The sequence below is a fragment of the Kribbella turkmenica genome (assembly GCF_004348725.1).
GTDB classification, from domain to species: Bacteria; Actinomycetota; Actinomycetes; order Propionibacteriales; family Kribbellaceae; genus Kribbella; species Kribbella turkmenica.
The window spans coordinates 1-22,122 of record NZ_SMKR01000004.1; the positions used below are offsets into that span (position 1 = coordinate 1).

The following is a 22,122-nucleotide window of genomic DNA, read 5'->3' on the forward strand; positions in this document are numbered from 1 at the left end:
GGTAGAGATACGCCGAGCTGTCCGGCATCCACGCCGCCTCGCAGAACTTGGCCTCTGTCACCGTGTCGTCGACGGGCGTGCCGGTGGCGATGTCGAGCAGCCGGAACGTCGTCCAGTCGCTGCCGCTCTCGTTGATGCCGTACGCGAAGTACTTGCCGTCCTGGCTGACGGTGAACGAGCCGAGCGAGTCGGTGCGGTCCGCGGACAGCGTGTTCGGGTCGATCAGCACCCGACCGCCGGAGACGAGTTCTTCGAGTGACTCGGCGACGTACACGACGTCCTGCGCCTGGGTGCCGTCGTTGCGGCCGACGAAGTACCAGCCGGACTTCTTCACCGGTACGCCGGCGCGCGGCCGGGCGAGGATCGCGGACATCGTGCGCTGGAACCAGGCGCGCACCGGATAGGTCGAGAGCTCGGCTTCCGTGAAGGCGTTCTGCCGAGTGACCCAGTCCTGGGTGTCGGGTGAGTCGGGGTCCTCCAGCCAGCGATACGGGTCGGCGATCTGGTGTCCGTGCAGCGTCTCGACCAGGTCGTCGCGACGGCTCTCGGGGTACGCGGTCATAGGGTCCAACTTAATGCCGCAGAGCAACCGCTTTGCCCGCGAAGCCGGTGGGTTGTGCCGGACGATCGGTGCACCCGGATTCGCGGTCGAGTCCGCCTGCCTGCTGGCCGAGACGGTCGGCCCGTTGTGCTGCCCCAGTTGGAAGGGCCGGGCGCGACCCGTCCCGCTGAGCGGCTCGCGGCAGGCAACTCGCGGGTCTGACCGGTCGCGGCCCGGAAGTCTGCGTCGTACCCACCGGCCCCGGTGGGCGGCATCCCGCACAGGCGCCGGGGCCGATGAGTACGACGGGCCCTCAGCGGGCCGGGTGGATGTCCTTGGACCAGAGAACGGTGCCGTACAGGTCGCGCAGCGACGCGGTGAAGACTCCGGTGCGCGGGTCGATGTCGACGTGCCCGAAGAACTGGTTGCCGCCGCTCGGCGGCTGGTTCGGAAAGTCGGCCGCCTTGACGAACTCGACCTTCGGCCCGAACGTCGGGTCGAGCGCGTTCGGCCCGAACGTGCCGGCGTTGACCGGTCCGGCGACCAGTTCCCAGAAGGGGTCGAAGTCGGTGAACGACGCGCGCGACGGGTCGTAGTGGTGCGCGGCGCAGTAGTGCACGTCCGCGGTCAGCCAGATCGCGTTGCGGACCTTGCGCCGCTTGAACTGGCGCAGTACCCAGGCGATCTCGTGCTCGCGACCGCCGGGCGCGCCCGCGAGGCCGTTCGCGACCGCCTCGATTTCGGTGCCGTCCGGGACGAGTACGCCGATCGGCATGTCGCTCGCGATCACCTTCCAGGTGGCCTTCGACCGGGCCACCTCACGGACCAGCCACTCGGCCTGCTCCCGGCCGAGGATCGCGACCTCACCCGCCGCGTCCGGTCTCGGGTTGGCATCCCGGTAGGTGCGCATGTCCAGGCAGAAGAGGTCGACCAGCGGCCCGTAGCTCACCTTCCGGTAGATCCGGCCCCGGCCCGCGATGTGCTCCATCGGCAGGTACTCGAGGAACGCCTTCCGCGCCCGGGCCGCGAGCACGTCGACCCGCTTCTCGGTGTACCGGTCGTCGGCCAGGATCTCACCCGGGTACCAGTTGTTGACCGTCTCGTGGTCGTCCCACTGGCTGACGATCGGTACGTCGGCGTACAGCGCGCGCACGTTGTCGTCGAGCAGGTTGTACTTGTACCGGCCGCGGTACTCGGCCAGCGTCTCGGCGACCTTCGCGACCTCCTCGGTCACGACGTTCCGCCAGATGGTGCCGTCGGCAACCTTCACCTCGGCCGCGATCGGGCCGTCGGCGTAGATGTTGTCGCCGGAGTGCAGGAAGAAGTCCGGCCGGGTCTCGTGCATCGCCTTGTACGCCACCATGCCGCCGAGGTCGGGGTTGATCCCGTAGCCCTGGCCGGCGGTGTCGCCGGTCCAGACGAACGACAGTCCGCGGTTGCGTCCCGGCGTACTGAACGAACCCTCGAGCGACTCGCCGCGGCGGCCGTCGGAGTCCTCGAACGCGATCCGGTAGTCGTACCGCTGCCCCGGGCGCAGGCCCTTCAGCGGGAGCTGCGCGGTGTAGTCGTCCTCGGGCCCGGTGATCGGCCCGCGCAACCGGATCGCCCGGTCGAACCGGCCATGGCTGGTCAGGTCGACGACGAGACGGGCCCGGCGGTCGGTGCGGGACCAGACGACGGCGGAGTTCGCGCTCACGTCGCCGGACATGATCCCGTACGGCAGCGCGGGCCGGCCGCGGCGGACGAGCTGGGGCGTCGCGCCGGCGGTCCCCGGCAAGGCCAGGGACGCACCCGCGACGGTCGATGCGGCCAGGAGCTGGCGGCGGCTCAAGTTCATGGTCCCAAAGTCGGCTCCCTCGATGACGGTCAGGTGACGACCGGGCGAACTGGGTACCAAATCAACCCGTTCCGGAGCGGATGCGGACAATGGAGGAGCCGGCCGGGTCGAAAGGGAACGCTGGGATGAGACGGGAACGCCGCATCACGCAGGTCTTCGTCGAGCTTGCCGATACGTTGGTCGACGACTTCGAGGTGGTCGACTTCCTCCGCACGCTGGCCGAGGTCAGTGTCGAGTTGCTGGACGTCGACGCGGCCGGACTGATGCTGGCCGACGAGGACGGCGTACTGCGGGTGATGGCGTCATCGGAGGACCAGGCGGAATTGCTGGAGTTGTTCGAGCTGCAGCAGGACGAAGGTCCGTGCCCGGAGTGTTTCCGGACCGGCACGCCGGTGGTCAACGTCGGCCTGCGCCGGTGGCCGGACTTCGCGGCGGCGGCAGCGGCGGGCGGTTACTTCACGGCTCACGCGCTGCCGCTCCGCCTGCGTCAGCAGGTGATCGGTGCTCTCAACCTCTTCCGGACCAGTACCGAACCACTCGGCGAGGAAGACGTCGCGCTCGGCCAGGCACTGGCCGACATCGCCACCATCGGCCTGCTGCACGAGCGGCGGGTCCGCGGGCAGCAGGTGCTCGCCGAGCAGCTCCAGCATGCGCTGAACAGCAGGATCCTGATCGAGCAGGCCAAGGGAATGCTGGCCGAACGCGTCGGTCTGAGCCCGGCCGCCGCGTTCACCGCGATGCGCTCGCACGCCCGCGGCACCGGACAACGCCTGAGCGCCGTCGCACAGGGCGTTCTGGACGGCTCTCTGGAGACCTCGGAGCTGCAGGCTCACTAGTTGAGCGTCAGCTTGCGTGTCGCGACTGAGCGTGGTGTCGTTGAGTTGAAAGCCACTTCTCGTGGCGCTGCCCCGGACCCGGTAGCGCATCGACCGATGCACTCCGGACTGAGGCGTTGTCATGTCACAATTCGTAGCGGATGATCACACTCCGTCACGACCGCAGCAGCGGTACACGAATCTCTACACCGACCTCGCGCGAACCGTCCGGGAGCTCGGACTGCTCCGGCGACGACGCGGGTACTACTGGACTCGCATCGGCCTGGTGACAGCGGCCTTCGCCGGTGTGTGGGTCGGTGTCGGCCTTCTCGGCAACTCCTGGCTGCAACTGCTGATGGCCGCTGTGCTCGCTCTGGTACTCACCCAGGTTGCCTTTCTCAGCCACGACGGCGCGCATCGACAGATCTTCGACTCCGCGGCCTGGAACGACTGGACCGCACGCCTGCTGGGCGGTGGACTGATCGGGATGAGTTCCAGTTGGTGGCGTTCGAAGCACAGCCGCCACCATCAGGCTCCAAACCACGTGGACCATGATCCGGACATCGGCGCCGGAGTCGTCGCCTTCACCCCGCAGCACGTCGAGAAGCGCACAGGTCTCAGCGGATGGCTCACCCGCCGCCAGGGATGGCTCTTCTTCCCACTGCTCACCCTCGAGGGCCTGAACCTGTATGTCTCGAGCCTGCGTCATCTGCTCCGCCGCTCGGCGACCAAAGTGGAACGCATCGAGGCCGCGATCATCCTGACCCGGCTCGGCGGCTACCTGGCGGTGCTGTTGATCCTGCTGCCGGTCGGCAAGGCCGGCGCCTTCCTGGGGCTGCAACTGGCCGTGTTCGGGATCTGCCTCGGGGGCTCGTTCGCACCGAACCACAAGGGGATGCCACTCGTACCGGCGACGATGAAGCTCGACTTCCTGCGCCGCCAGGTGCTGATGTCGCGCAACATCCGCGGCGGTGTGATGATCGACTTCGCGCTCGGCGGCCTCAACTACCAGATCGAGCACCACCTGTTCCCGAGCATGCCCAGGCCGACTCTCAAAGCTGTCCAGCCGATCGTGCGCGAGTACTGCGAGCTGCACGGGGTCAAGTACACCGAGGTCGGCCTGTTCACGTCGTACCGGATCGTCGTCGACTACCTGAACAACGTCGGTCTCCGGGCACGCGATCCGTTCCAGTGCCCGCTCGTCGCGCTCTACCGGAAGTAGCGCTCAGCCGGCCGGCGGGATCTCGCCCGAACCGCGGATGGTGAGCTTGACCGGGACGCGGACGGTGCGGCCCGGCCGGTGGGGCTCAGGGAGGCGCTCGGTCATCAGCTGGATCGCCGTTCGGGCCATCACGTCGGCCGACTGCGCGACCGCGGTGAGACCCGGGCTGAGCAGATCCCCGAGGGCCAGGTCGTCGAACGACACCAGCGCGACCTGGTCGCGCCGGCCGGCCAGACCGCGCAGTACCTCGGCCGTCGTCATGTTGTTCGCCGACAGCAGCGCGGTCGCCGGCTCCGGACGGTCCAGTACGGCGGACAGCGTGATGCCGATGCCCTCGGTCGTCGGCTCGGACAGGTGAACCAGGTCCTCGTCCACCTCGATCCGGTGCCGCGCCATCGCCGCCCGGTAGGCGACCACGCGCTCGCGGGCGGTGAAGATCCGCTCGTCGTCACCGAGGTAGGCGATCCGCCGGTGGCCCTGCCGGACCAGGTGGTCGATCGCCTGGTCGATCCCGCCGGCGTTGTCGGCGAGGACGGCGTCCGCCTCGATCCCGTGCGCCGGCCGGTCGATCGTGACCACCGCCATCCCGGCGTCGACGTGCGGCGCGAGGTACTCCTGGGTCTCACCGATCGGCGCCATGATCAGCGCGTCCGGCCGACGGGCGACGAACTCCAGGCAGACGTCCCGCTCGCGGTCCGGGTCCTCGTCGGTCAGCCCGATCATCACCACCGAGCCGGACGACCGGGCCCACAGCTCGACCGCCCGGCCGAGCGAGGCGAAGAACGGGTCGCCGATGTCGCGGATGACCACCGCGATCGTCCCGGTCTTGCCCCGGCGCAGCATCCGGGCACTCTCGTTCGGGGTGTAGTTGAGCTCCTTGATCGCGGCCTGGACCTTCGCGGTCAGCTCCGGGCTGACGTTCGGCTCCTCGTTCACCACCCGGGAGACGGTCTTCAGCGCCACCCCGGCCCGGGCCGCGACCTCCTTCATGGTGGGCCGGCGCTGGCCCGTCCCGTTCACTCCGCTGATGGTCATCGCCGGCCCTCTCTCCCCTGGTGTCCGATCAGCTCTCGACGACGACCGGGATGATCATCGGACGGCGGCGGTGGGTGTCGCTGACCCACTTGCCGACCACCCGGCGGATCACCTGCTGCAGCTGGTACATGTCGTCCACGCCGCCGCCGATCGCCTTCTCGATCTCGGCCTCGATCCGCGGCTTCAGGTCGTCGAAGACGGTGTCGTCCTCGGCGAACCCGCGCGCCTGGATCTCCGGTCCGGCCGTCAGTTTGCCGGTCACGGAGTCCATCACGGCGATCACCGAGATGAAACCCTCGTCGCCGAGGATCCGCCGGTCCTTCAGCGAGGTCTCGGTGATGTCGCCGACCGTCGACCCGTCGACGAACACGTACCCGCAGTCGACCTTGCCGGCCACGACGGCCTTGCGGTCGATCAGGTCGACCACCACACCGTCCTCGACGACGACCACGTTCTGCGCCGGTACGCCGGTCCGGATCGCCAGCTCGGCGTTCGCGTGCAGGTGCCGGATCTCGCCGTGCACCGGCATCACGTTGCGCGGCTTGACGATGTTGTAGCAGTAGAGCAGCTCGCCGGCGCTGGCGTGACCGGAGACGTGCACCAGCGCGTTGCCCTTGTGGATCACGTTCGCGCCGTGCCGGGTCAGGCCGTTGATCACCCGGTAGACCGAGTTCTCGTTGCCCGGGATCAGCGACGACGCCAGGACGACGGTGTCGCCCGGCTGGATCTGGACGACGTGGTGGTCGTTGGCCGCGATCCGCGACAGCGCCGACATCGGCTCGCCCTGGGAACCGGTCGAGACCAGCACGACCTGCTCCGGCGGGTAGTTGTCCAGGTCGCGCATGTCGATCAGCGTGTCGCCGGGGACGTTCAGGAAGCCGAGATCGCGGGCCACACCCATGTTGCGGACCATCGACCGGCCGACGTACGCCACCTTGCGGCGGTGCTTCACGGCCGCGTCCATCACCTGCTGGACGCGGTGCACGTGCGAGGCGAAGCAGGCCACGATGATCCGCTGGTTCTTCGCCTTGGTGAAGACCCCGTCCAGCACCGGCGCGATGTCGCGCTCGTGGGTGGTGAAGCCGGGGACCTCGGAGTTCGTGGAGTCGACGCAGAACAGGTCCACGCCCTCCTCGCCGAGCCGCGCGAACGCGCGCAGGTCGGTGATCCGGTTGTCCAGCGGCAGCTGGTCCATCTTGAAGTCGCCGGTGTGCAGCACCAGGCCGGCCGGGGTCTTGATCGCCACCGCGAGCGCGTCCGGGATGGAGTGGTTGACGGCGATGAACTCGCAGACGAACGGTCCGATCTGGAGCGACTCGCCCTCGACCACGGTCTGCTGCGGCACGTTGCGATGCCGGTGCTCCTTCAGCTTGCCCTCGAGCAGCGCGAGCGTGAGCTGCGAGCCGATGACCGGGATGTCACCCCGCTCGCGCAGCAGGTAGGGCAGGCCGCCGATGTGGTCCTCGTGGCCGTGCGTCAGCACGACCGCGACGATGTCGCCGAGCCGGTCCCGGATCGGCTGGAAGTCCGGCAGGATCAGGTCCACACCGGGCTGGTTCTCGTCCGGGAACAGCACGCCGCAGTCGACGATCAGCAGCTTGCCGTCGTACTCGAACACCGTCATATTGCGGCCGACCTCGCCGAGGCCGCCGAGCGGGATGACCCGCAAAGCGCCCGGTGTCAGCGGCCCGGGCGCGTCGAGATCTGGATGGGGATGGCTCATGCAATCAGTCCTGCCGTCTTGAGGTCGGTGGTGAGCCAGTCCACTTGCTCGACGGTCGCCTCAACCAACGGCGACCTGAGTGTCGCGTGCTCGATGACGCCGGCCAGCGTGAGCGCGGCCTTCACCATGATGGCGCCCTGGGTCCTGGTCATGATCGCCTCGACGGCGGGCACCAGCCGTCGGTCGATCTCTCGTGCGGTGGCGAGGTCGCCGGCCACCACGGCGTCGATCAGTTGCCGGTACTCCGGGCTCGCGACGTGCGCGACGACACTGGCAATGCCCACCGCACCGATCGCCAGCGAGGCGAGATTCAGCTCGTCGGCACCGCAGTAGTAGAACAGATCGGTGTTCGCGAGCACCTTGGTGGTCCCGGCGAGGTCGCCCTTGGCGTCCTTCACCGCGACGATCCGAGGGTGCTCGGCGAGCGCGATCAGCGTCTCGGTCCGGACCTCCACACCGGCCCGGCCGGGGATGTCGTAGACCATGTTCGGCAGGCCGGTGGCGTCGGCGACCGCGGTGAAATGCGCACGCAGCCCGTCCTGTGGAGGCTTGTTGTAGTACGGCGTGACCACGAGCAGCCCGTGCGCGCCGGCGGCCTCGGCCTGCTTCGCGCACTCGATCGTGTGCCTGGTGTCGTTGGTGCCGACCCCGGCGACCACCTTGGCGCGGTCACCGACCGCCGCCAGCACCGCCTCGATCAGCTGAATCTTCTCCTGGTCCGAGGTGGTCGGTGCCTCCCCCGTCGTCCCGTTGACGATCAGCGCGTCGTTGCCCCGGTCGACGAGGAACGTCGCGACCTTCTGCGCAGCGTCGAGATCGAGCGAGCCGTCGGGCCGGAACGGGGTGATCATCGCCGTCGTCAGGCGCCCGAAGGGCGGCACCGGTAAGGCAGTGATGGCTGCTGAGGACATGGGGGTCAGATTACCGCTCCGAAGCCTCTGAGAATGAGTAGGCCTGGTGGCTGTCCGCTCGGGGGTCCGGGCAGCCACCAGGCTCACTCGTCCTATCGGGCCGGGCCCGGTAGGCGTTACAGCTTCTCTCAAAAAAGTCAGGAAAAATTCTGTGTGTACTTTCTGTGATTTTGCGCTCGCTCAGCGTAGACAGATCGGGTGACTGCGGGAGCCGTTACGCTCTGCCGCGTGCCTCCCGCTCAGAAAGCCCTGACCAGCACCTGCGCCGCGATGGCCGCAGCGATCCCGCTCATCACGCTGGCCCTGTGGTTCGTGCTCGCCGCCGACGGGATCGGCGACTTCCCGCCGCTGTGGGCGCCGTCCGTCGTACTGCTGGCCGCCGCCGTCGCCTACGCGTTCTGCGAGCTGGCCGGCTTCCGGAGCGCTCCGGAAGAGCACACCGGCCGGCCGGCGGCCGAGATCGGGGCGTCGTCGTGGCAGCGGTTCACGGCGTCGACGTTCCTGCGGTTCGCGGTCTGCGAGGCGTCGTTCCTGGTCTCGATCCCGCTCGCGTTCGTGATCGACAGTTTCTGGGTCGTGCTGATCGGGGCCGCGCTCGCGCTGCCGCTGTTCTTCTACGAGGTCTGGCCGGGCGCCCGCAACCAGCAGCGGTTCGCGGCGTCGCTCGAGGCTCGCGGCGTGCCGTCGTACCTGACCGGCCGGGTGCAGGACTACTGACCGGCGAGCCAGATCGAGGTGGCGGTGAAGAGCCGCTCCACCGCCTGCAGAGCACCTGGCAGAAGGAGTGCGGCGGCGCCGAGTAGGAGCGGTACGACGATCAGGCGCTCGAACCGGCCGTTCGTGCGGAACCGGAGCGGACGTGGAAGGCGGATCTCGTACCAGGTCTCACCGCGGATCGGCAGCGGCCACAGCCATGGGCAGCCTGCTCGGGTCAGGCTGTCGCCCAGACAGTGAGCGAACATCCCGAGCGCGACGGCCACTCCGATCCAGCCGCCGATGCCGGTGAGACCCGCTTGGACGGCGTCCGCGGTCGTCGTACCGGGTAACGCCGTACCGGTCGCGGTCCACGCGGTGGCACCGAGCACCGAGACGATGAGCCAGTCGCCCAGTACGTCGGCCGCCAGCAGAAGACCGGTGACAGCTACCGCGAGGACGGCCCACTTGCCGCGATCACCCGCGCCGGCGGCGAGCATTCCGAGCAGGATCGCGGCGACCAGTGTGTGCGTCGCGTGGCGGTGCTTGCCGGTGCTGTCCTCGTCACGTGGGCCCTTGGTGAGCCGGTAGAGGACGCCGGAGAAGGCACGGACCGCCTCGGAGACGATGCGGGTGATCGGCCCGACCAGGCGCGACGCGCGCGCGTGCGGGTGATCCAGGTCCGGCACCAGTGCGTAGCCGGCCGTCGCCGCGGCGAACGGCACCACCTCGGCCACCGTGCCCAGCCCGATCAACGGTGCCACCAGGAGCCCCGCACACCACCCCGTCAACGCATGCGACCGCCCCATCATGGCGCCTCACTTCCCTCCTGATCAGCGCCGATTCTCTCAACTGCAGTCCCACAAGCCTCACCTGCCACGCGGGCCTCGAGCCGTTTGCATAATCATTCAGGTGAGTGCATACTTTTCATGTGTCCAAGGTACTTACCTCCCTCCCTGTTGGTGAACGGGTCGGCATCGCCTTCTCCGGCGGTCTCGACACGTCGGTCGCGGTCGCGTGGATGCGCGACAAGGGCGCCGTCCCCTGCACCTACACCGCCGACCTCGGTCAGTACGACGAGCCCGACATCGCCTCGGTCCCCGGCCGCGCGACGGCGTACGGCGCCGAGATCACCCGCCTGGTCGACTGCCGGGCGGCGCTGGTCGAGGAGGGCCTGGCCGCGCTCGCCTGCGGCGCCTTCCACATCCGGTCGGCCGGGCGGACGTACTTCAACACCACCCCGATCGGGCGGGCGGTCACCGGCACGCTGCTGGTCCGGGCGATGCTCGACGACGACGTCCAGATCTGGGGCGACGGGTCGACGTTCAAGGGCAACGACATCGAGCGGTTCTACCGCTACGGCCTGCTGGCGAACCCGCACCTGCGGATCTACAAGCCGTGGCTGGACGCCGACTTCGTCACCGAGCTCGGCGGCCGGAAGGAGATGTCCGAGTGGCTGGTCGCGCACGGCCTGCCGTACCGGGACAGCACCGAGAAGGCGTACTCCACCGACGCGAACATCTGGGGCGCCACCCACGAGGCGAAGACGCTCGAGCACCTCGACACCGGGGTCGAGACCGTCGACCCGATCATGGGCGTCAAGCACTGGGACCCGGCGGTCGAGATCTCGCCGGAGGACGTGACCATCGGGTTCGAGCAGGGCCGGCCGGTGACGATCAACGGCAAGGAGTTCGGCTCCGCGGTCGACCTGGTGCTGGAGGCCAACGCGATCGGCGGCCGGCACGGGCTGGGCATGTCGGACCAGATCGAGAACCGGGTGATCGAGGCCAAGAGCCGGGGGATCTACGAGGCGCCCGGGATGGCGCTGCTGCACGCGGCGTACGAGCGGCTGGTGAACGCGATCCACAACGAGGACACGCTGGCGAGCTACCACACCGAGGGGCGGAAGCTCGGGCGGCTGATGTACGAAGGCCGGTGGCTCGACCCGCAGTCGCTGATGCTGCGGGAGTCGCTGCAGCGGTGGGTCGGTACGGCGGTGAGCGGTGAGGTCACGTTGCGGCTCCGGCGGGGTGAGGACTACTCGATCCTCGACACCACCGGACCGGCGCTCAGCTACCACCCGGACAAGCTGTCGATGGAGCGGATCGAGGACTCCGCCTTCGGCCCGGTCGACCGGATCGGCCAGCTGACGATGCGGAACCTGGACATCGCCGACTCCCGGTCGAAGCTGGAGCAGTACGCCGGGCTCGGCATGTTCGGCTCCGCCAACCCGGCGCTCGCCTCCTCCACCGACCTCATCGGCGCCATGCCCACCGGCGGCGCCGAAGCCATCGCCTCCCGCGGCGAAGCCTCCGAAGAGGACGAACTCCTCGACCGGGCCGCCATGGAATCCGGCACCGACTGACCTGCAGTCCTGGCCGGGCCGCTCACCTGCCGCCGACCATGCACGCGGGGCTCCTCGCCACGACGGCCGAGAAGGTCGAACGCCGAGCCCGCGGGCTGCGGTGGGCGGCTGCCCGGGCACGGCCGAAGCCACCTCAGTCGGGAGGTGGCTCCGCGTTCAGCCAGCTCGGCCGCAGCGGCGAGCAGGTCACACGGCCTTGCCGGCCGTATGGTGGCGGGTCGGGAATGTGACCTGCTGAAGCCTTGGTCAGGCGTCGAAGTCCAGAGTCACTGCGGAAGTGGTGGGGTGGGACTGGCAGGTGAGGACGTAGCCGGCTCGGATTTCGTCGGGTTCGAGGGCCCAGTTGGTGTCCATGCGGACCGTGCCTTCGAGCACCTTGGCTCGGCAGGTGCCGCAGACGCCGCCCTTGCAGGCGAAGGGCGCGTCTGAGCGGACCGCCAGGGTCGCGTCCAGGACCGGCTTGGAGTGCTCGGCCAGCGCGAACGTCGAGCGGCGGCCGTCGAGGATGACGGTGACCTGGGCGGCGTCCTCGTCGACCGGAGCTTCGTCGATCGGAGCCGCCGGAGCATCGTCGCCGACGTGGAAGAGCTCGGCGTGCACGTGCTCACGAGCGACACCCAGGCCCAGCAGCAACTCCTGCGCGCCGACGACCATCGCGTAGGGCCCGCACAGGAACCACTCGTCGACCGTCCCCACCGGCAGGATGGTCCGGAACATCCGCTCCAGCCGCTCGGCGTCGATCCGCCCGCTGAACAGCTCGACCTCGGTCGACTCCCGCGACAGCACGTGCACCAGGTGGAACCGCTCGGCGTACCGGTCCTTCAGGTCGGCCAGCTCGTCGGCGAACATCACCGACCCGGCCGTCCGGTTGCCGTAGAGCAGTGTGACCCGGCTCGACGGCTCGGTGGCGAGGATGGTCGCGACCAGTGACAGCACCGGCGTGATCCCGCTGCCCGCGGCGACGAAGGCATAGTGCTTCGCGTTCGCCGGATCGAGCGTCGTCCCGAACCGCCCGAGGGGCGTCATCACCTCGAGCTCGTCGCCGACCTTCAGCTCGTGCGCGGCGTACGCCGAGAACTCGCCGCCCGGGATCCGCTTCACGCCGATTCGCAGGATGCCGGACCCGGCCGGTGAACAGATCGAGTAGCTGCGCCGCACGTCCTCGCCGGTACGGCGGATCGTCAGATGCTGTCCCGCGGTGAACGCGTAGTCGTCCGCCAGCTCGTCCGGGACCTCGAACGTGATCGCCACCGAGTCGTCGGTGATCGCCTCGATCGCCGCGACCTTCAGCGGATGGAAGACAGCGCGCCGGCGCGGCATCGTGGTCGTCGCCATCACAAAGCCTTGAAGTGGTCGAAAGGCTCCCGGCAGCTGTTGCAGCGCCAGAGCGACTTGCAGGAGGTGGAACCGAACCGGCTGAGCTCGGCAGTGTCGGACGAACCACACAACGGACAGCGGACCGTCAGACTCAGCATCACCGGACCACCGACAGCACGCCGGCCGGTCGGCGGAGCGATCCCGTACTCGACCAGCTTCGCCTTCCCCGCGGCACTCATCCACTCAGTCGTCCACGCCGGCGACAGCACGGTCTCGACCCGTCCGTCGACGCCCAGGTGGTCGAGAGTCAACTCGACCTCGTGCCGGATGACGTCCATCGCCGGACAGCCGGAGTACGTCGGTGTGATCATCACGACGACCTCATCGCCTTCGTGCCGGACCCCACGCAGTACGCCGAGGTCCGCGATCGTCAGCACCGGCACCTCAGGGTCCGCCACCTCGCCAACGGCCTCGAGGATGGCCGTGTCGGTCACCATGTCGCCTCTGGGTGTGAACGCGCCACGTGCTGCAGCTCCGCGAGCAGATAGCCCAGATGCTCGGTGTGCCGACCCGTGCGGCCACCACTGTGCTGGTACGACGCCTCAGGCCGGGTGCACGTGGATTCGTCGACGACCGCCAGTACCCGGCGATCCCACTCGTCGTGGAGCGTCGACGGGTCGACAGCAACCGGAAGGCGGCGGACGAGGTCGTCGGACTCGAACATCTCCGCGGTGTACGGCCACAGTGCGTCGAGCCCGGCCTGCATCCGGCGATGGCTCTCCTCGGTCCCGTCACCGAGGCGCAGCACCCACTGGGTCGCGTGGTCGACGTGGTACGCGACCTCCTTGACCGCCTTGCCGGCCACACCCGACAGCGTCTCGTCGGCGCAGGAAAGCAGCTCTTCGTACAGCAGTTGCTGGTAGGCCGCGAAGTACAGCAACCGTGCCATGGCGTGCGCGAAGTCGTCGTTCGGGAGCTCGCAGAGCTGCAGGTTGAGGAAGTCCCGTTCGTCCCGGAAGTAGGCCAGGTCGTCCTCGGACCGCCCCTCCCCCTCGACCTGGCCGGCGTACTGCAGCAGCGACCGGGCCTGGCCGAGCTGGTCCAGCCCGATGTTGCCCAGCGCAACGTCCTCCTCGAGCTGTGGGGCGGCCGCGATCCACTCGGCGGTGCGCTGCGCCGCGATCAGCGCGTCGTCACCGAGGCGGAGTGTGTAGACGAAGAGGTCGTTCATAGGTGCTCGACGCCTTCCGGGACCTGGTAGAAGGTCGGGTGCCGGTAGACCTTGTCGCCGGCCGGGTCGAAGAACTCGTCCTTCTCGTCCGGACTGGAGGCGGTGATGTCGGCCGCGCGCACGACCCAGATCGACACACCCTCCTGGCGGCGGGTGTACACGTCCCGCGCGTTGCGCAGCGCCATGGTCGCGTCCGGCGCGTGCAGGCTGCCCACATGCGTGTGCGACAAACCGCGACGCGACCGGACGAACACCTCCCACAATGGCTCGATGCTCATGCGGCCCCCTCCCGCGCAACGCGCTTGGCCGCGTACGCCGCAGCCGCCTCACGGACCCAGGCGCCGTCCTCGTGCGCCTTCACCCGGTGCGCCAGCCGTTGCTGGTTGCACGGCCCGTTGCCCTTCACCACTTCGTACAACTCGGTGTAGTCCGGCTCGCTGAAGCGGTAGTGCCCGGTCTCCTCGTCGTACGCCAGGCCGTCGTCAGGCACCCGCAGCCCGAGTACGTCGGCCTGCGGGACGGTCATGTCGACGAAGCGCTGGCGCAGTTCGTCGTTGCTGTGCCGCTTGATCCCCCACGCCATCGACTGCTCCGAGTGCGTCGACGCGGAGTCCGGCGGACCGAACATCATCAGCGACGGCCACCACCAGCGGTCGAGCGCGTCCTGGGCCATCGCCTTCTGCGCCTCGGTGCCGTTGCACAGCGTGTGCAGGATCTCGAACCCCTGCCGCTGGTGGAACGACTCCTCCTTGCAGACCCGGACCATCGCCCGCGCGTACGGCCCGTAGGAGCAGCGGCACAGCGGGACCTGGTTGACGATCGCGGCGCCGTCGACCAGCCAGCCGATCGCGCCGATGTCGGCCCAGGTGAGCGTCGGGTAGTTGAAGATGCTGGAGTACTTCTGCCGGCCGCTGTGCAGCAGGTCGAGCAGGTCCGCCCGGTCCACGCCGAGGGTCTCCGCGGCGGCGTACAGGTAGAGCCCGTGGCCGGCCTCGTCCTGCACCTTGGCCATCAGGATCGCCTTGCGGCGCAGCGATGGCGCGCGACTGATCCAGTTGCCCTCCGGCTGCATGCCGATGATCTCGGAGTGCGCGTGCTGCGCGATCTGCCGGATCAGGGTCTTGCGGTACCCCTCCGGCATCGCGTCCCGCGGCTCGATCCGGCCGTCGGCGTCGATGGTCGCCTGGAAGCTGTCCATGCCGGCCAGCATAGCCGAGATGTGACACTTCCTGTCCAGATCAGCGAGTAAGTGTCACAAAGTCGGACGGGAGGACCGATCCTCCCGAAAGCGGTGGCAGCGCGCCGGGCTACGGACTGGTCCAACGGGCCCGGCGGCAAGCGGTCCGGCCGAGACCCTGCTGCGGAACCTCGTCTCCTGACTTGGGAGGATGGCGGGTATGAGTGACTTCGGCGTCCCGGAACCCGCCAACCTCTCCGAACTGTCCGGCGAGAGCCCGATCGCGGAGACGAGTGTGCGGCTGGCGCTTCCGGCCGAGGCGAACGAGATCGGCGAGATCCAGGTCGCGTCCTGGCGGTCGTCGTACGCCGGCCTGCTGCCGGCCGACGTACTCGCCGATCTCAGCCCGGCGCAGTTCGCCGCGCAGTGGCGGGCGGCGCTGATCGCACCCGGCGAGGCGCGGAACCGGGTGATGGTCGCGCTGGCCGGCCGGACGCTGGTCGGGTTCGCCGCGATCACACCGTCGGACGACCCGGACGCCGATCCGCAGCGCGACGCGCTGATCGCCGAGCTCGCGATCAAGCCCGACGCCACCCGGGCCGGGCACGGGTCCCGGCTGCTCAACGCGGTCGTCGACACCGTTCGCGCCGACGGATTCGGCCGGGTCACCGTCTGGGTCAACTCAACCGACGACGTGCTGCGCGCCTTCTACACCGAGGCCGGCTGGGCTCCCGACGGCGCCCACCGCGAGCTCGACCTGTACGGCGACGAGTCGGTCCGCATCAAGCAGATCCGCCTGCACACCGACCCGAGCGCAGCCGACTGACCCCGGCGCGCTCGGAGTCGGCCGGCCGTTTCAGGCCAGGCAGAACTCGTTGCCCTCCGGGTCGCGCATGATCAGGTGGAAGCCGTCGTCCTCCATGCGCTCCGCGACCGAGCCGCCGAGCTCGATCAGGCGGCCGGCCTCGGCCTCGATCGCCGTACGACGGTCGTCGGCGGACAGTCCCTGGGCGACCTTGATGTCGAGGTGCACGCGGTTCTTGACCTGTTTGGACTCCGGGACCCGGAGGAAGAAGATGTCCGGCCGAGTGCCGCGTTCGGTGTCGACCAGGGTGCGGCCGCGGTTGCGCTGATCGACCGGGATGCCGTTGGCGTCGGCCCACTCGTCCCAGGTCGCGAAGCCGTCCGGGACACCCACCGGGAAGTCGTAGCCGCCGAGGGCGGCCATCCAGAACCGGGCGACCCGGTCCGGGTCGGCGCAGTCGAAGACGATGTGCAGGTCAAACGCGGGCACGCCGATCACCCGCCGCTCCGGCACGGCAGAGGTCGCGCAGCAGACAGATCTCGGCGCCGTGGTGGATCGCCTCGCGGCTCACGTGGACGACGAGACCGAGCATATTGTCGTCGGCGAAGTAGGCACCCTTCGGGCCGAGCGGTCGGTGCAACTCTTCCTCGGTGAGACCACGGACCGCCTGGCTCCATCGCCGGTACCAGTGCTCGAGGAAGGCCAGCCCACCCGCCGCCGTCGCGGGCAGGTCGGCCGGGATGTGCCGCGGGTCGAACATGTCCGCGTCGTCCGGCACGCTTCCGTCGCCGAAGAACGTGCTCACCCGGGTGGCGAAACAGCCGACGCCGATATGAACCAGCCGCCAGGCGATGGTGGTCAGGGGCGGCGGATCCGGGACCGGGTCCTCGTGGTCGACCACCATCCGCCCGCTCGCGTCCGGGCGCACCGACCACGCGCCCTCGGCCGGCTCCCACAGGTACTCCTCGTCCGTCAGTCCCTGGAGTCGCGGCCAGAGGTGGACGTCCCAGTAGAACTCCAGCTGCCCGGTCACCAAGTCTGCGCAGTCCATGGGGAGAAGATAGAACCGGCCGCCGACATATCACGACGTCGATCCGCGACCGGCCGGGGGTGGTGCTCGACCGATCCACCCAGGCATGACAGATTGTCACGGTCCCGTCACGCAAGGCCATCCGCTGGAGCCTAAATGAAGTACCTTCCCCTGGCCGTGGGCCTCGGGCTGTCCGCTGCCGCCGTCCTCGTCATCCCCGGATCCGGGGCAACCGCCTCGATGGAGCAGGTGACCGCGGTCGACCGGCCACATCGGGTGGCCAACCGCTACCTCGAGCAGAAGCTCGTCTGGAAGCCGTGCGGCGACCAGGAGCTGCGGACGTACTGCGCCAAGATCACAGCGCCCCGCGACTGGGCCAACCAGTACGCCGGCCACGACATCCAGCTCGCGGTCAGCAAGGTCGCGCCGGTCAAGGGCAAACCGAGCCGGGTGGTCTTCGGCAATCCGGGCGGGCCCGGTGGCGCCGGACTCGGGATGGCGCCGTACCTGGCGAGTCAGGCGCCGCTGGCCAAGGACCACCTCACCGTCGGCTTCGACCCACGCGGCACCGGTGACAGTACGAACGTCACCTGCCAGGGCGCACCCGGCTACACGATGGACGCCCGCGATCGCGACCCGTGGAACCTCGACCTGATCGCCGAGGCGTCGCGCCTCAGCCAGCCGTACTGCGACGGCCAGTCCCGCGGCCTGCTGCCGTACGTGACCACCGCGCAGACCGTGCAGGACATGGACCTGATCCGCCGGCTGCTCGGCTTCGATACGATCGACTTCGTCGGGTACTCCGGCGGCACCTGGCTGGGCGCGTACTACCAGACGTACTTCCCGCAGCACGTCGGCCGCTTCGTGCTGGACTCGAACGCCGACTTCACCCGGCCGTGGATCGACACCTTCGCCGCCCAGCCGCAAGGGTTCGAGCGCCGGTTCCGCGAGGACTTCGCGCCCTGGGCGGCGAAGTACGACAGCCGGCTGCACCTCGGCTCCTCGCCACGCGCGGTGATCAGGACGTACGAGAAGCTCCGGGCGGCGCTGAAGAAGCAGCCGGCGATCGAGGAGTACCTCGAGGGTTCGATCAAGATCAGCTACGACCAGAACACCCTGGACGAGATCGTCTCCGGGGATATGTACACAAAGCTCGACTTTCCGTCGCTCGCGGTCGACCTAGCATTTCTGCGTGACCTTTCCGCCGCGCAGACCAAAGGCGGTCCGCGCGCCGCGCAACGCACGGTGGACGCACTGTCACCGAGCCGGCAGCGCGAACTCGTCCGCCGCGCCTCCCGGGACACCGTCGGCCTCCGTCCGCTCGGCCGGATCGTCGGCGACGACGCCGAGGGCGCGACCTTCACCGCGGTCACCTGCAACGACACCCCGTGGCCGCAGGGGCGCGAGCACGGCGAACAGTTGGCCGCTCGGCTCGGACCGAAGTACCCCTTGATCGGCTGGAGCATGAACGAGAACCCGTGCTTCTACTGGGACCGGCCGCACCTGACCATGCCGCAGCCCACCGGTCAAGGCCTGCCGACCACGCTGATGGTGCAGTCGGCGCACGATCCGGCGACCCCCTACGAGCTCGCGGCGTCCGCCCACAGCCGGTACGCCGGCTCGCGGCTCGTCACCGTCAGCCGCGAAGGCGACCACGGCGTCTACGGCGGCGTGAACAAGTGCGCCGACAAGATCGTCAACACGTTCCTCATCACCGGGAAGGCACCGGCCGAGGACGTCACCTGCGTCGGCGAGGGCATCCCAGCGCCGTCGGCACCGCAGCCCGAGGCGGAGTACGGCGAAAGCACCGCACAGCACGGGTACGACGGCCACACCCCGCTGCGCCGGATCGCCGGATTCACCGAAGCCGTGTCCGGATATCTGCACTGAGCCTGCGCAATTCCGCGTGCCCGAACGGGCAGTAAATCCACCGCATTTCCCAGTCTCCTGACGCACGGGAATTTCGCGGTCACGTTCGGCGAATCCGGTGCCGGAGAATCGTTGTCAGGACATATTTGTCAGGGCGATGTCAGGGTTGCGTCCCTGTGCGACGGAGCGTGATTTCGACAACCTTATGTCAGCGCGGAGGAACCAGCCGTCGACTGGGAGGGCTCGACGCGAGGTGCCATCGCCGACGTGGCTTCGGCCGGCTGTGAGGTGGGGGGACTGCCTGGGGGGTCAGACAGGGACACAGCCGGCCGGGTCCGTCACGTGGGGCCCGCGCTCTCAGATCCCTCGCGGGGTACCGTCGATCCCCCAGGTCGTGGTGCTCCGCGAGGCACCAGCCGATCAGCAGCTCTGGTGGATTGCTGGTCGGTTCTGCACGTCCGGGGTCAGAGCCTGCCGGTGCGGTTCGGGCTGCTGGGCGCCGGTGGGTATCCGTCGGCCACCGCGGCGAGCGGCGCGGCTCGGCCGGCCGACCAGGCTGCTCGGAACGCCCGGCGATCGAGAGACTGCTCGATCGCGGTCCTGGTGGCCAGGTGGTCGGCCTTCTCGATTTCCGGCACCGGCGCGCCGATCACCTCGCGAACTCCGTCCGCGGCACCGAGCAGGAACGCGGCGTACTCGCTTCTCCCCCGCTGCTGCGCCACGCTCGCCAGCTCCTCGAGCACACTGGCCGACCGCCATCTGTCACCCAGGTCGCGATGCTCGGCGAGACTCTCGTCCAGCAGGTGTACGGCGCGTTCGGTCAGCCCGCGCCGCCGTTCGACGATGCCGAGCTGGTTCAGCGACCAGGCGACACCTTCGCGGTAGCCGAGCCGCTGGGACAGCGCCAGGCTCTCCTGCAGCAGGTCCTCCGCCTCGACCAGCTCACCGCGGTACTGCGCGATCGTGCCGAGGCTGATCAGCGACCAGGCGATGCCTTCACCGTCACCCAGCAGGCGGAAGCTGTCCCGCGCCCGCCGGCACCGGCGCGCACCGACGTCCAGGTCGCCGCGCAACCAGGCGACGAAACCCAGGTGGTTGTGCGCCCACGCCATCCCGGACCGGTCGCCGAGGCTCTCGTAGAGATCGAAGCTCTGGCAGTGCAGGTCCTCGGCGGCCGCGTAGTCCCCGCGTTCCCGGGCCACGCCACCGAGGCGCTGCAGCACGAGCGCCGTACCGGCGGTGTCTTCCAGCTGCTTGTACTGCGCGAGCGCGGTTTCCAGTCGTGCGGTCGCGGCGTCGTACTCGCACTGCAGGAAGGCGAGCATGCCTGCGCCGAGGTTCGCCTTCGCGCACGCGGCCGCCAGGCCTTCGACCTCCAAGGCAGGGGCTGTGTCGGCCAGCACCAGTGCGCGCTCCAGCCACTGACCGCCCTCGGCGTAGTGGCCGCGCAAGTAGCAGAACAGCCACAGCCCACCAGCCAGCCGCAGGGCCTCGTCGACCGACCTCGTCCGCAGTGACCACGCCATGGCGGCCCGGAGGTTGTCCAGCTCCGCGTCGAGCCGATCCAGCCACTGCAACTGGTTCACACCACGCAGCTGGCCTTCCGCCTCCTCGGCGAGCGCGATGTAGAAGTGCGCGTGCCGGCGGGCCGCCTCCTCCGCCATCCCGGCGGCCGCCAGCCGGCCGGCGGCGAACTCCCGGATCACCGCGAGCATGTAGTACCGCGCGACCCCATTGTGCCGAATCACCCGGATCAGCGACTTGTCCACCAGTCGTCCGGTCAGGTCGAGTGCCTCGGCCCGCTCCAGTGGACCCGGCGACAGCTGACCGGACATCACCGTGGCGGCCGCGCTCAACGTCCAGCCGCCGACGAACACCGACAACTGCGCGAACACGTCCCGCTCGGCCGGGGTCAGCAGGTCGTGACTCCACTCGATCGCGCCGTACATCGACTGCTGCCGAGGCGACGCCGTCCGCGAGCCACCGGCCAGGATGCCGAACGACGTCTCTAGTTCCGACGCCAGCTCCTCGATCGTCATCACGTTCGTCCGGGCGGCGGCCAGCTCGATGGCGAGCGGCATCCCCTCCAGCCGCCGGACCACTCTGGCGACCTGGTCGAGCTGCCCGTCGACGTCGTAGCCGCGGGCGGTCGCGCGGTCGACGAACAACCGGACGGCGGCCGACGCCTCGAGGTTGTCCTCGTCGTGCGGCAGCGCCAGCGCCGGTACGACGTACACGCTCTCGCCGGGGACGCGCAGAAGCTCGCGGCTCGAGGCGAGGACGGAGAGATTCGGGCAGTACTCCAGCAGGGCGGCGCAGACCTGGCCGACCGTGGCGACGACGTGCGAGCAGTTGTCGAACACCAGCAGCATGGTCCGGCGGCCGATCTGCTCGGCGATCACCTCGACCAGCCCGGCGGTGTCCATCGGGTGCAGGCCGGTCGCGGCCGCGACCGCCGGCGCCACGCCGGACGGGTCGGTGAGTGACGCCAGCGGAATCCAGCAGACGCCGTCCTGGAAGCTGTCCTCGAGCTCGGCGGCCAGTGCCAGCGTCAGCCGCGTCTTCCCGACGCCGCCCGGGCCGGTCAGGGTCAGCAACCGCGTGATGCGTTGGCCCAGCAAACGTTTGGTTGCGGTGAGTTCGGTGGTGCGGCCGATCAACGCGTTGGGTGGTGCGGGCACCCGGCGCAATTGTGGTTGCGGAGACTCGGTGTCGCGGCGCGCGGCCGCGGTGAGCTCGGCACGGTCCGCCGCGGCGAGGTGAAGAGCGTCCGCGAGCAGGCGCAACGTGTGCGCGCGTGGCGCGCGCCGACGACCCCGCTCCAATGCCGCGATCGCGTCGACACTCAGGCCGGCGAGCTCGGCCAGGCCTTCCTGCGACAGCCCGGCCTCACGCCGGTGCCGGCGCAACAGGCCACCGAAACCCGCCCCTTGCACGTCGTCCGATCCCCGGCGAGACCCGTCAGATGGCACAGGACGGCTCCACCCAGTTTCCGACCCACACGTGGCGGTTGCCACGCGCCTTCCACTGAAAATAGCCCGTTTTACACCGCGTTGTCAGTTACCTCGGTGTCGTTCGCGGCCAACTCCCAGGTAACTGCGGGCTAACCGCGGTCGTGGTGTGCGATCGCGGTCCGCATGGCGGCGCGGGCCCGCCGGCGATCGCCGGCCGCGTCGTACGCGGTCGACAGCCGGAACCAGACCCGCCAGTCCTCGGGCGCGGCTTCGGCCTCGGCGCGGTACTTCCCGAACGCCGCGTCGGCGGCCGCGCGATCGATCCGCCCGGACGGACGGCGCGGCAGGTCGTCGACCGGAAGCCACCCGGACGCCGCCAGCTCGCGCGCCAGTTCCTCGGTACGGCGGCCGAACTGGAGCTCCCGCCAGACCAGGTAAGCCCCGAGGACCGGGATCACCAGGACAGCGATCCCGAGACCGGCCGCGACCGGATCGCCGGTGCCGACCAGCAGGACCCCGCGCCACCCGAGCAGGACGGCGTACACCGCGAAGACGACCGCGAGCAGGATCGCGGTCCTCTTGGAGGTCAGCACAGCT

Annotated in this window: 20 protein-coding genes and 1 pseudogene; 6 read left to right on the top strand and 15 right to left on the bottom strand. The window is 69.3% G+C overall.

Features of this window, described 5'->3' with window-relative positions; genetic code table 11:
* Positions 1 to 562 (bottom strand): annotated as a pseudogene (locus E1218_RS01530) (prolyl oligopeptidase family serine peptidase); the annotation flags it as partial.
* A gap of 292 nt (positions 563 to 854) precedes the next feature.
* Entirely contained in the window at positions 855 to 2,378 is a 1,524-nt protein-coding gene (locus E1218_RS01535; RefSeq protein WP_132315409.1) for an alkaline phosphatase D family protein, read from the bottom strand.
* 125 nt (positions 2,379 to 2,503) lie between these two features.
* Here E1218_RS01535 and E1218_RS01540 point away from each other — a divergent pair, with 125 nt between their 5' ends.
* A complete protein-coding gene (locus tag E1218_RS01540) occupies positions 2,504 to 3,214 on the top strand; it encodes a GAF and ANTAR domain-containing protein (protein WP_132315411.1) in 711 nt (236 codons plus the stop codon).
* Positions 3,215 to 3,335: 121 nt separating this feature from the next.
* A complete protein-coding gene (locus E1218_RS01545; RefSeq protein WP_132315413.1) occupies positions 3,336 to 4,415 on the top strand; it encodes a fatty acid desaturase family protein in 1,080 nt (359 codons plus the stop codon).
* Between the two features lie 3 nt (positions 4,416 to 4,418).
* Here E1218_RS01545 and E1218_RS01550 read toward each other — a convergent pair whose 3' ends face one another.
* From E1218_RS01550 to dapA, 3 genes are read right to left on the bottom strand one after another with little or no spacing between them, the layout of a single operon-like run.
* Positions 4,419 to 5,450, bottom strand: coding sequence for a LacI family DNA-binding transcriptional regulator (locus tag E1218_RS01550; protein ID WP_132315415.1), 1,032 nt, complete (start codon positions 5,448 to 5,450; stop codon positions 4,419 to 4,421).
* 28 nt (positions 5,451 to 5,478) lie between these two features.
* On the bottom strand, positions 5,479 to 7,173 hold the full coding sequence (locus tag E1218_RS01555) for a ribonuclease J (RefSeq protein ID WP_132315417.1): 1,695 nt from the start codon (positions 7,171 to 7,173) through the stop codon (positions 5,479 to 5,481).
* Positions 7,170 to 8,084, bottom strand: a complete 915-nt coding sequence (gene dapA, locus E1218_RS01560; RefSeq protein WP_132315419.1) for a 4-hydroxy-tetrahydrodipicolinate synthase — start codon at positions 8,082 to 8,084, stop codon at positions 7,170 to 7,172. Before dapA ends, E1218_RS01555 begins: the two co-directional genes overlap by 4 nt.
* A 228-nt stretch (positions 8,085 to 8,312) precedes the next feature.
* Here dapA and E1218_RS01565 point away from each other — a divergent pair, with 228 nt between their 5' ends.
* Entirely contained in the window at positions 8,313 to 8,801 is a 489-nt protein-coding gene (locus E1218_RS01565; RefSeq protein WP_132315421.1) for a hypothetical protein, read from the top strand.
* On the opposite strand, the gene E1218_RS01570 is transcribed toward E1218_RS01565, so the two are convergent.
* Positions 8,795 to 9,589, bottom strand: a complete 795-nt coding sequence (locus tag E1218_RS01570; RefSeq protein WP_325052800.1) for a metal-dependent hydrolase — start codon at positions 9,587 to 9,589, stop codon at positions 8,795 to 8,797. The genes E1218_RS01565 and E1218_RS01570 overlap by 7 nt on opposite strands.
* A 119-nt stretch (positions 9,590 to 9,708) precedes the next feature.
* Between E1218_RS01570 and argG the strand changes: the two genes are divergently transcribed.
* Complete coding sequence (gene argG, locus E1218_RS01575; protein WP_132315423.1) at positions 9,709 to 11,142, top strand: argininosuccinate synthase; 1,434 nt, start codon at positions 9,709 to 9,711, stop codon at positions 11,140 to 11,142.
* Positions 11,143 to 11,388: 246 nt separating this feature from the next.
* Here the strand turns inward: argG and paaE are convergent, their stop codons facing one another.
* From paaE to paaA, 5 genes are read right to left on the bottom strand one after another with little or no spacing between them, the layout of a single operon-like run.
* A complete protein-coding gene (paaE, locus tag E1218_RS01580) occupies positions 11,389 to 12,477 on the bottom strand; it encodes a 1,2-phenylacetyl-CoA epoxidase subunit PaaE (protein ID WP_202865707.1) in 1,089 nt (362 codons plus the stop codon).
* The gene (paaD, locus tag E1218_RS01585) at positions 12,477 to 12,956 is read right to left on the bottom strand and encodes a 1,2-phenylacetyl-CoA epoxidase subunit PaaD (RefSeq protein WP_132315427.1); all 480 of its coding nucleotides are present in this window, start codon (positions 12,954 to 12,956) and stop codon (positions 12,477 to 12,479) included. The genes paaE and paaD overlap by 1 nt, the downstream gene beginning before the upstream one ends.
* Positions 12,950 to 13,690, bottom strand: a complete 741-nt coding sequence (gene paaC, locus E1218_RS01590) for a 1,2-phenylacetyl-CoA epoxidase subunit PaaC (protein WP_132315429.1) — start codon at positions 13,688 to 13,690, stop codon at positions 12,950 to 12,952. The genes paaD and paaC overlap by 7 nt, the downstream gene beginning before the upstream one ends.
* Entirely contained in the window at positions 13,687 to 13,968 is a 282-nt protein-coding gene (paaB, locus tag E1218_RS01595; protein WP_132315431.1) for a 1,2-phenylacetyl-CoA epoxidase subunit PaaB, read from the bottom strand. The genes paaC and paaB overlap by 4 nt, the downstream gene beginning before the upstream one ends.
* Entirely contained in the window at positions 13,965 to 14,888 is a 924-nt protein-coding gene (gene paaA, locus E1218_RS01600; RefSeq protein WP_233711928.1) for a 1,2-phenylacetyl-CoA epoxidase subunit PaaA, read from the bottom strand. The genes paaB and paaA overlap by 4 nt, the downstream gene beginning before the upstream one ends.
* Before the next feature lie 199 nt (positions 14,889 to 15,087).
* Between paaA and E1218_RS01605 the strand changes: the two genes are divergently transcribed.
* Positions 15,088 to 15,693 carry a GNAT family N-acetyltransferase gene (locus tag E1218_RS01605; RefSeq protein WP_132315435.1) on the top strand — a complete coding sequence of 202 codons (606 nt, stop codon included), beginning with the start codon at positions 15,088 to 15,090 and terminating at the stop codon, positions 15,691 to 15,693.
* Between the two features lie 30 nt (positions 15,694 to 15,723).
* On the opposite strand, the gene E1218_RS01610 is transcribed toward E1218_RS01605, so the two are convergent.
* Both E1218_RS01610 and E1218_RS01615 read right to left on the bottom strand, forming a co-directional pair.
* A complete protein-coding gene (locus E1218_RS01610) occupies positions 15,724 to 16,161 on the bottom strand; it encodes a VOC family protein (RefSeq protein ID WP_132315437.1) in 438 nt (145 codons plus the stop codon).
* Positions 16,148 to 16,723, bottom strand: coding sequence for a DinB family protein (locus E1218_RS01615; RefSeq protein ID WP_132315439.1), 576 nt, complete (start codon positions 16,721 to 16,723; stop codon positions 16,148 to 16,150). Before E1218_RS01615 ends, E1218_RS01610 begins: the two co-directional genes overlap by 14 nt.
* Before the next feature lie 135 nt (positions 16,724 to 16,858).
* On the opposite strand from E1218_RS01615, the gene E1218_RS01620 reads away from it, so the two are divergent.
* Complete coding sequence (locus tag E1218_RS01620; RefSeq protein WP_132315440.1) at positions 16,859 to 18,592, top strand: alpha/beta hydrolase; 1,734 nt, start codon at positions 16,859 to 16,861, stop codon at positions 18,590 to 18,592.
* 443 nt (positions 18,593 to 19,035) lie between these two features.
* Here E1218_RS01620 and E1218_RS01625 read toward each other — a convergent pair whose 3' ends face one another.
* The gene (locus E1218_RS01625; protein WP_233711929.1) at positions 19,036 to 21,507 is read right to left on the bottom strand and encodes an ATP-binding protein; all 2,472 of its coding nucleotides are present in this window, start codon (positions 21,505 to 21,507) and stop codon (positions 19,036 to 19,038) included.
* Positions 21,508 to 21,674: 167 nt separating this feature from the next.
* The gene (locus E1218_RS01630; protein ID WP_233711930.1) at positions 21,675 to 22,118 is read right to left on the bottom strand and encodes a hypothetical protein; all 444 of its coding nucleotides are present in this window, start codon (positions 22,116 to 22,118) and stop codon (positions 21,675 to 21,677) included.
* Positions 22,119 to 22,122 lie beyond the last annotated feature (4 nt).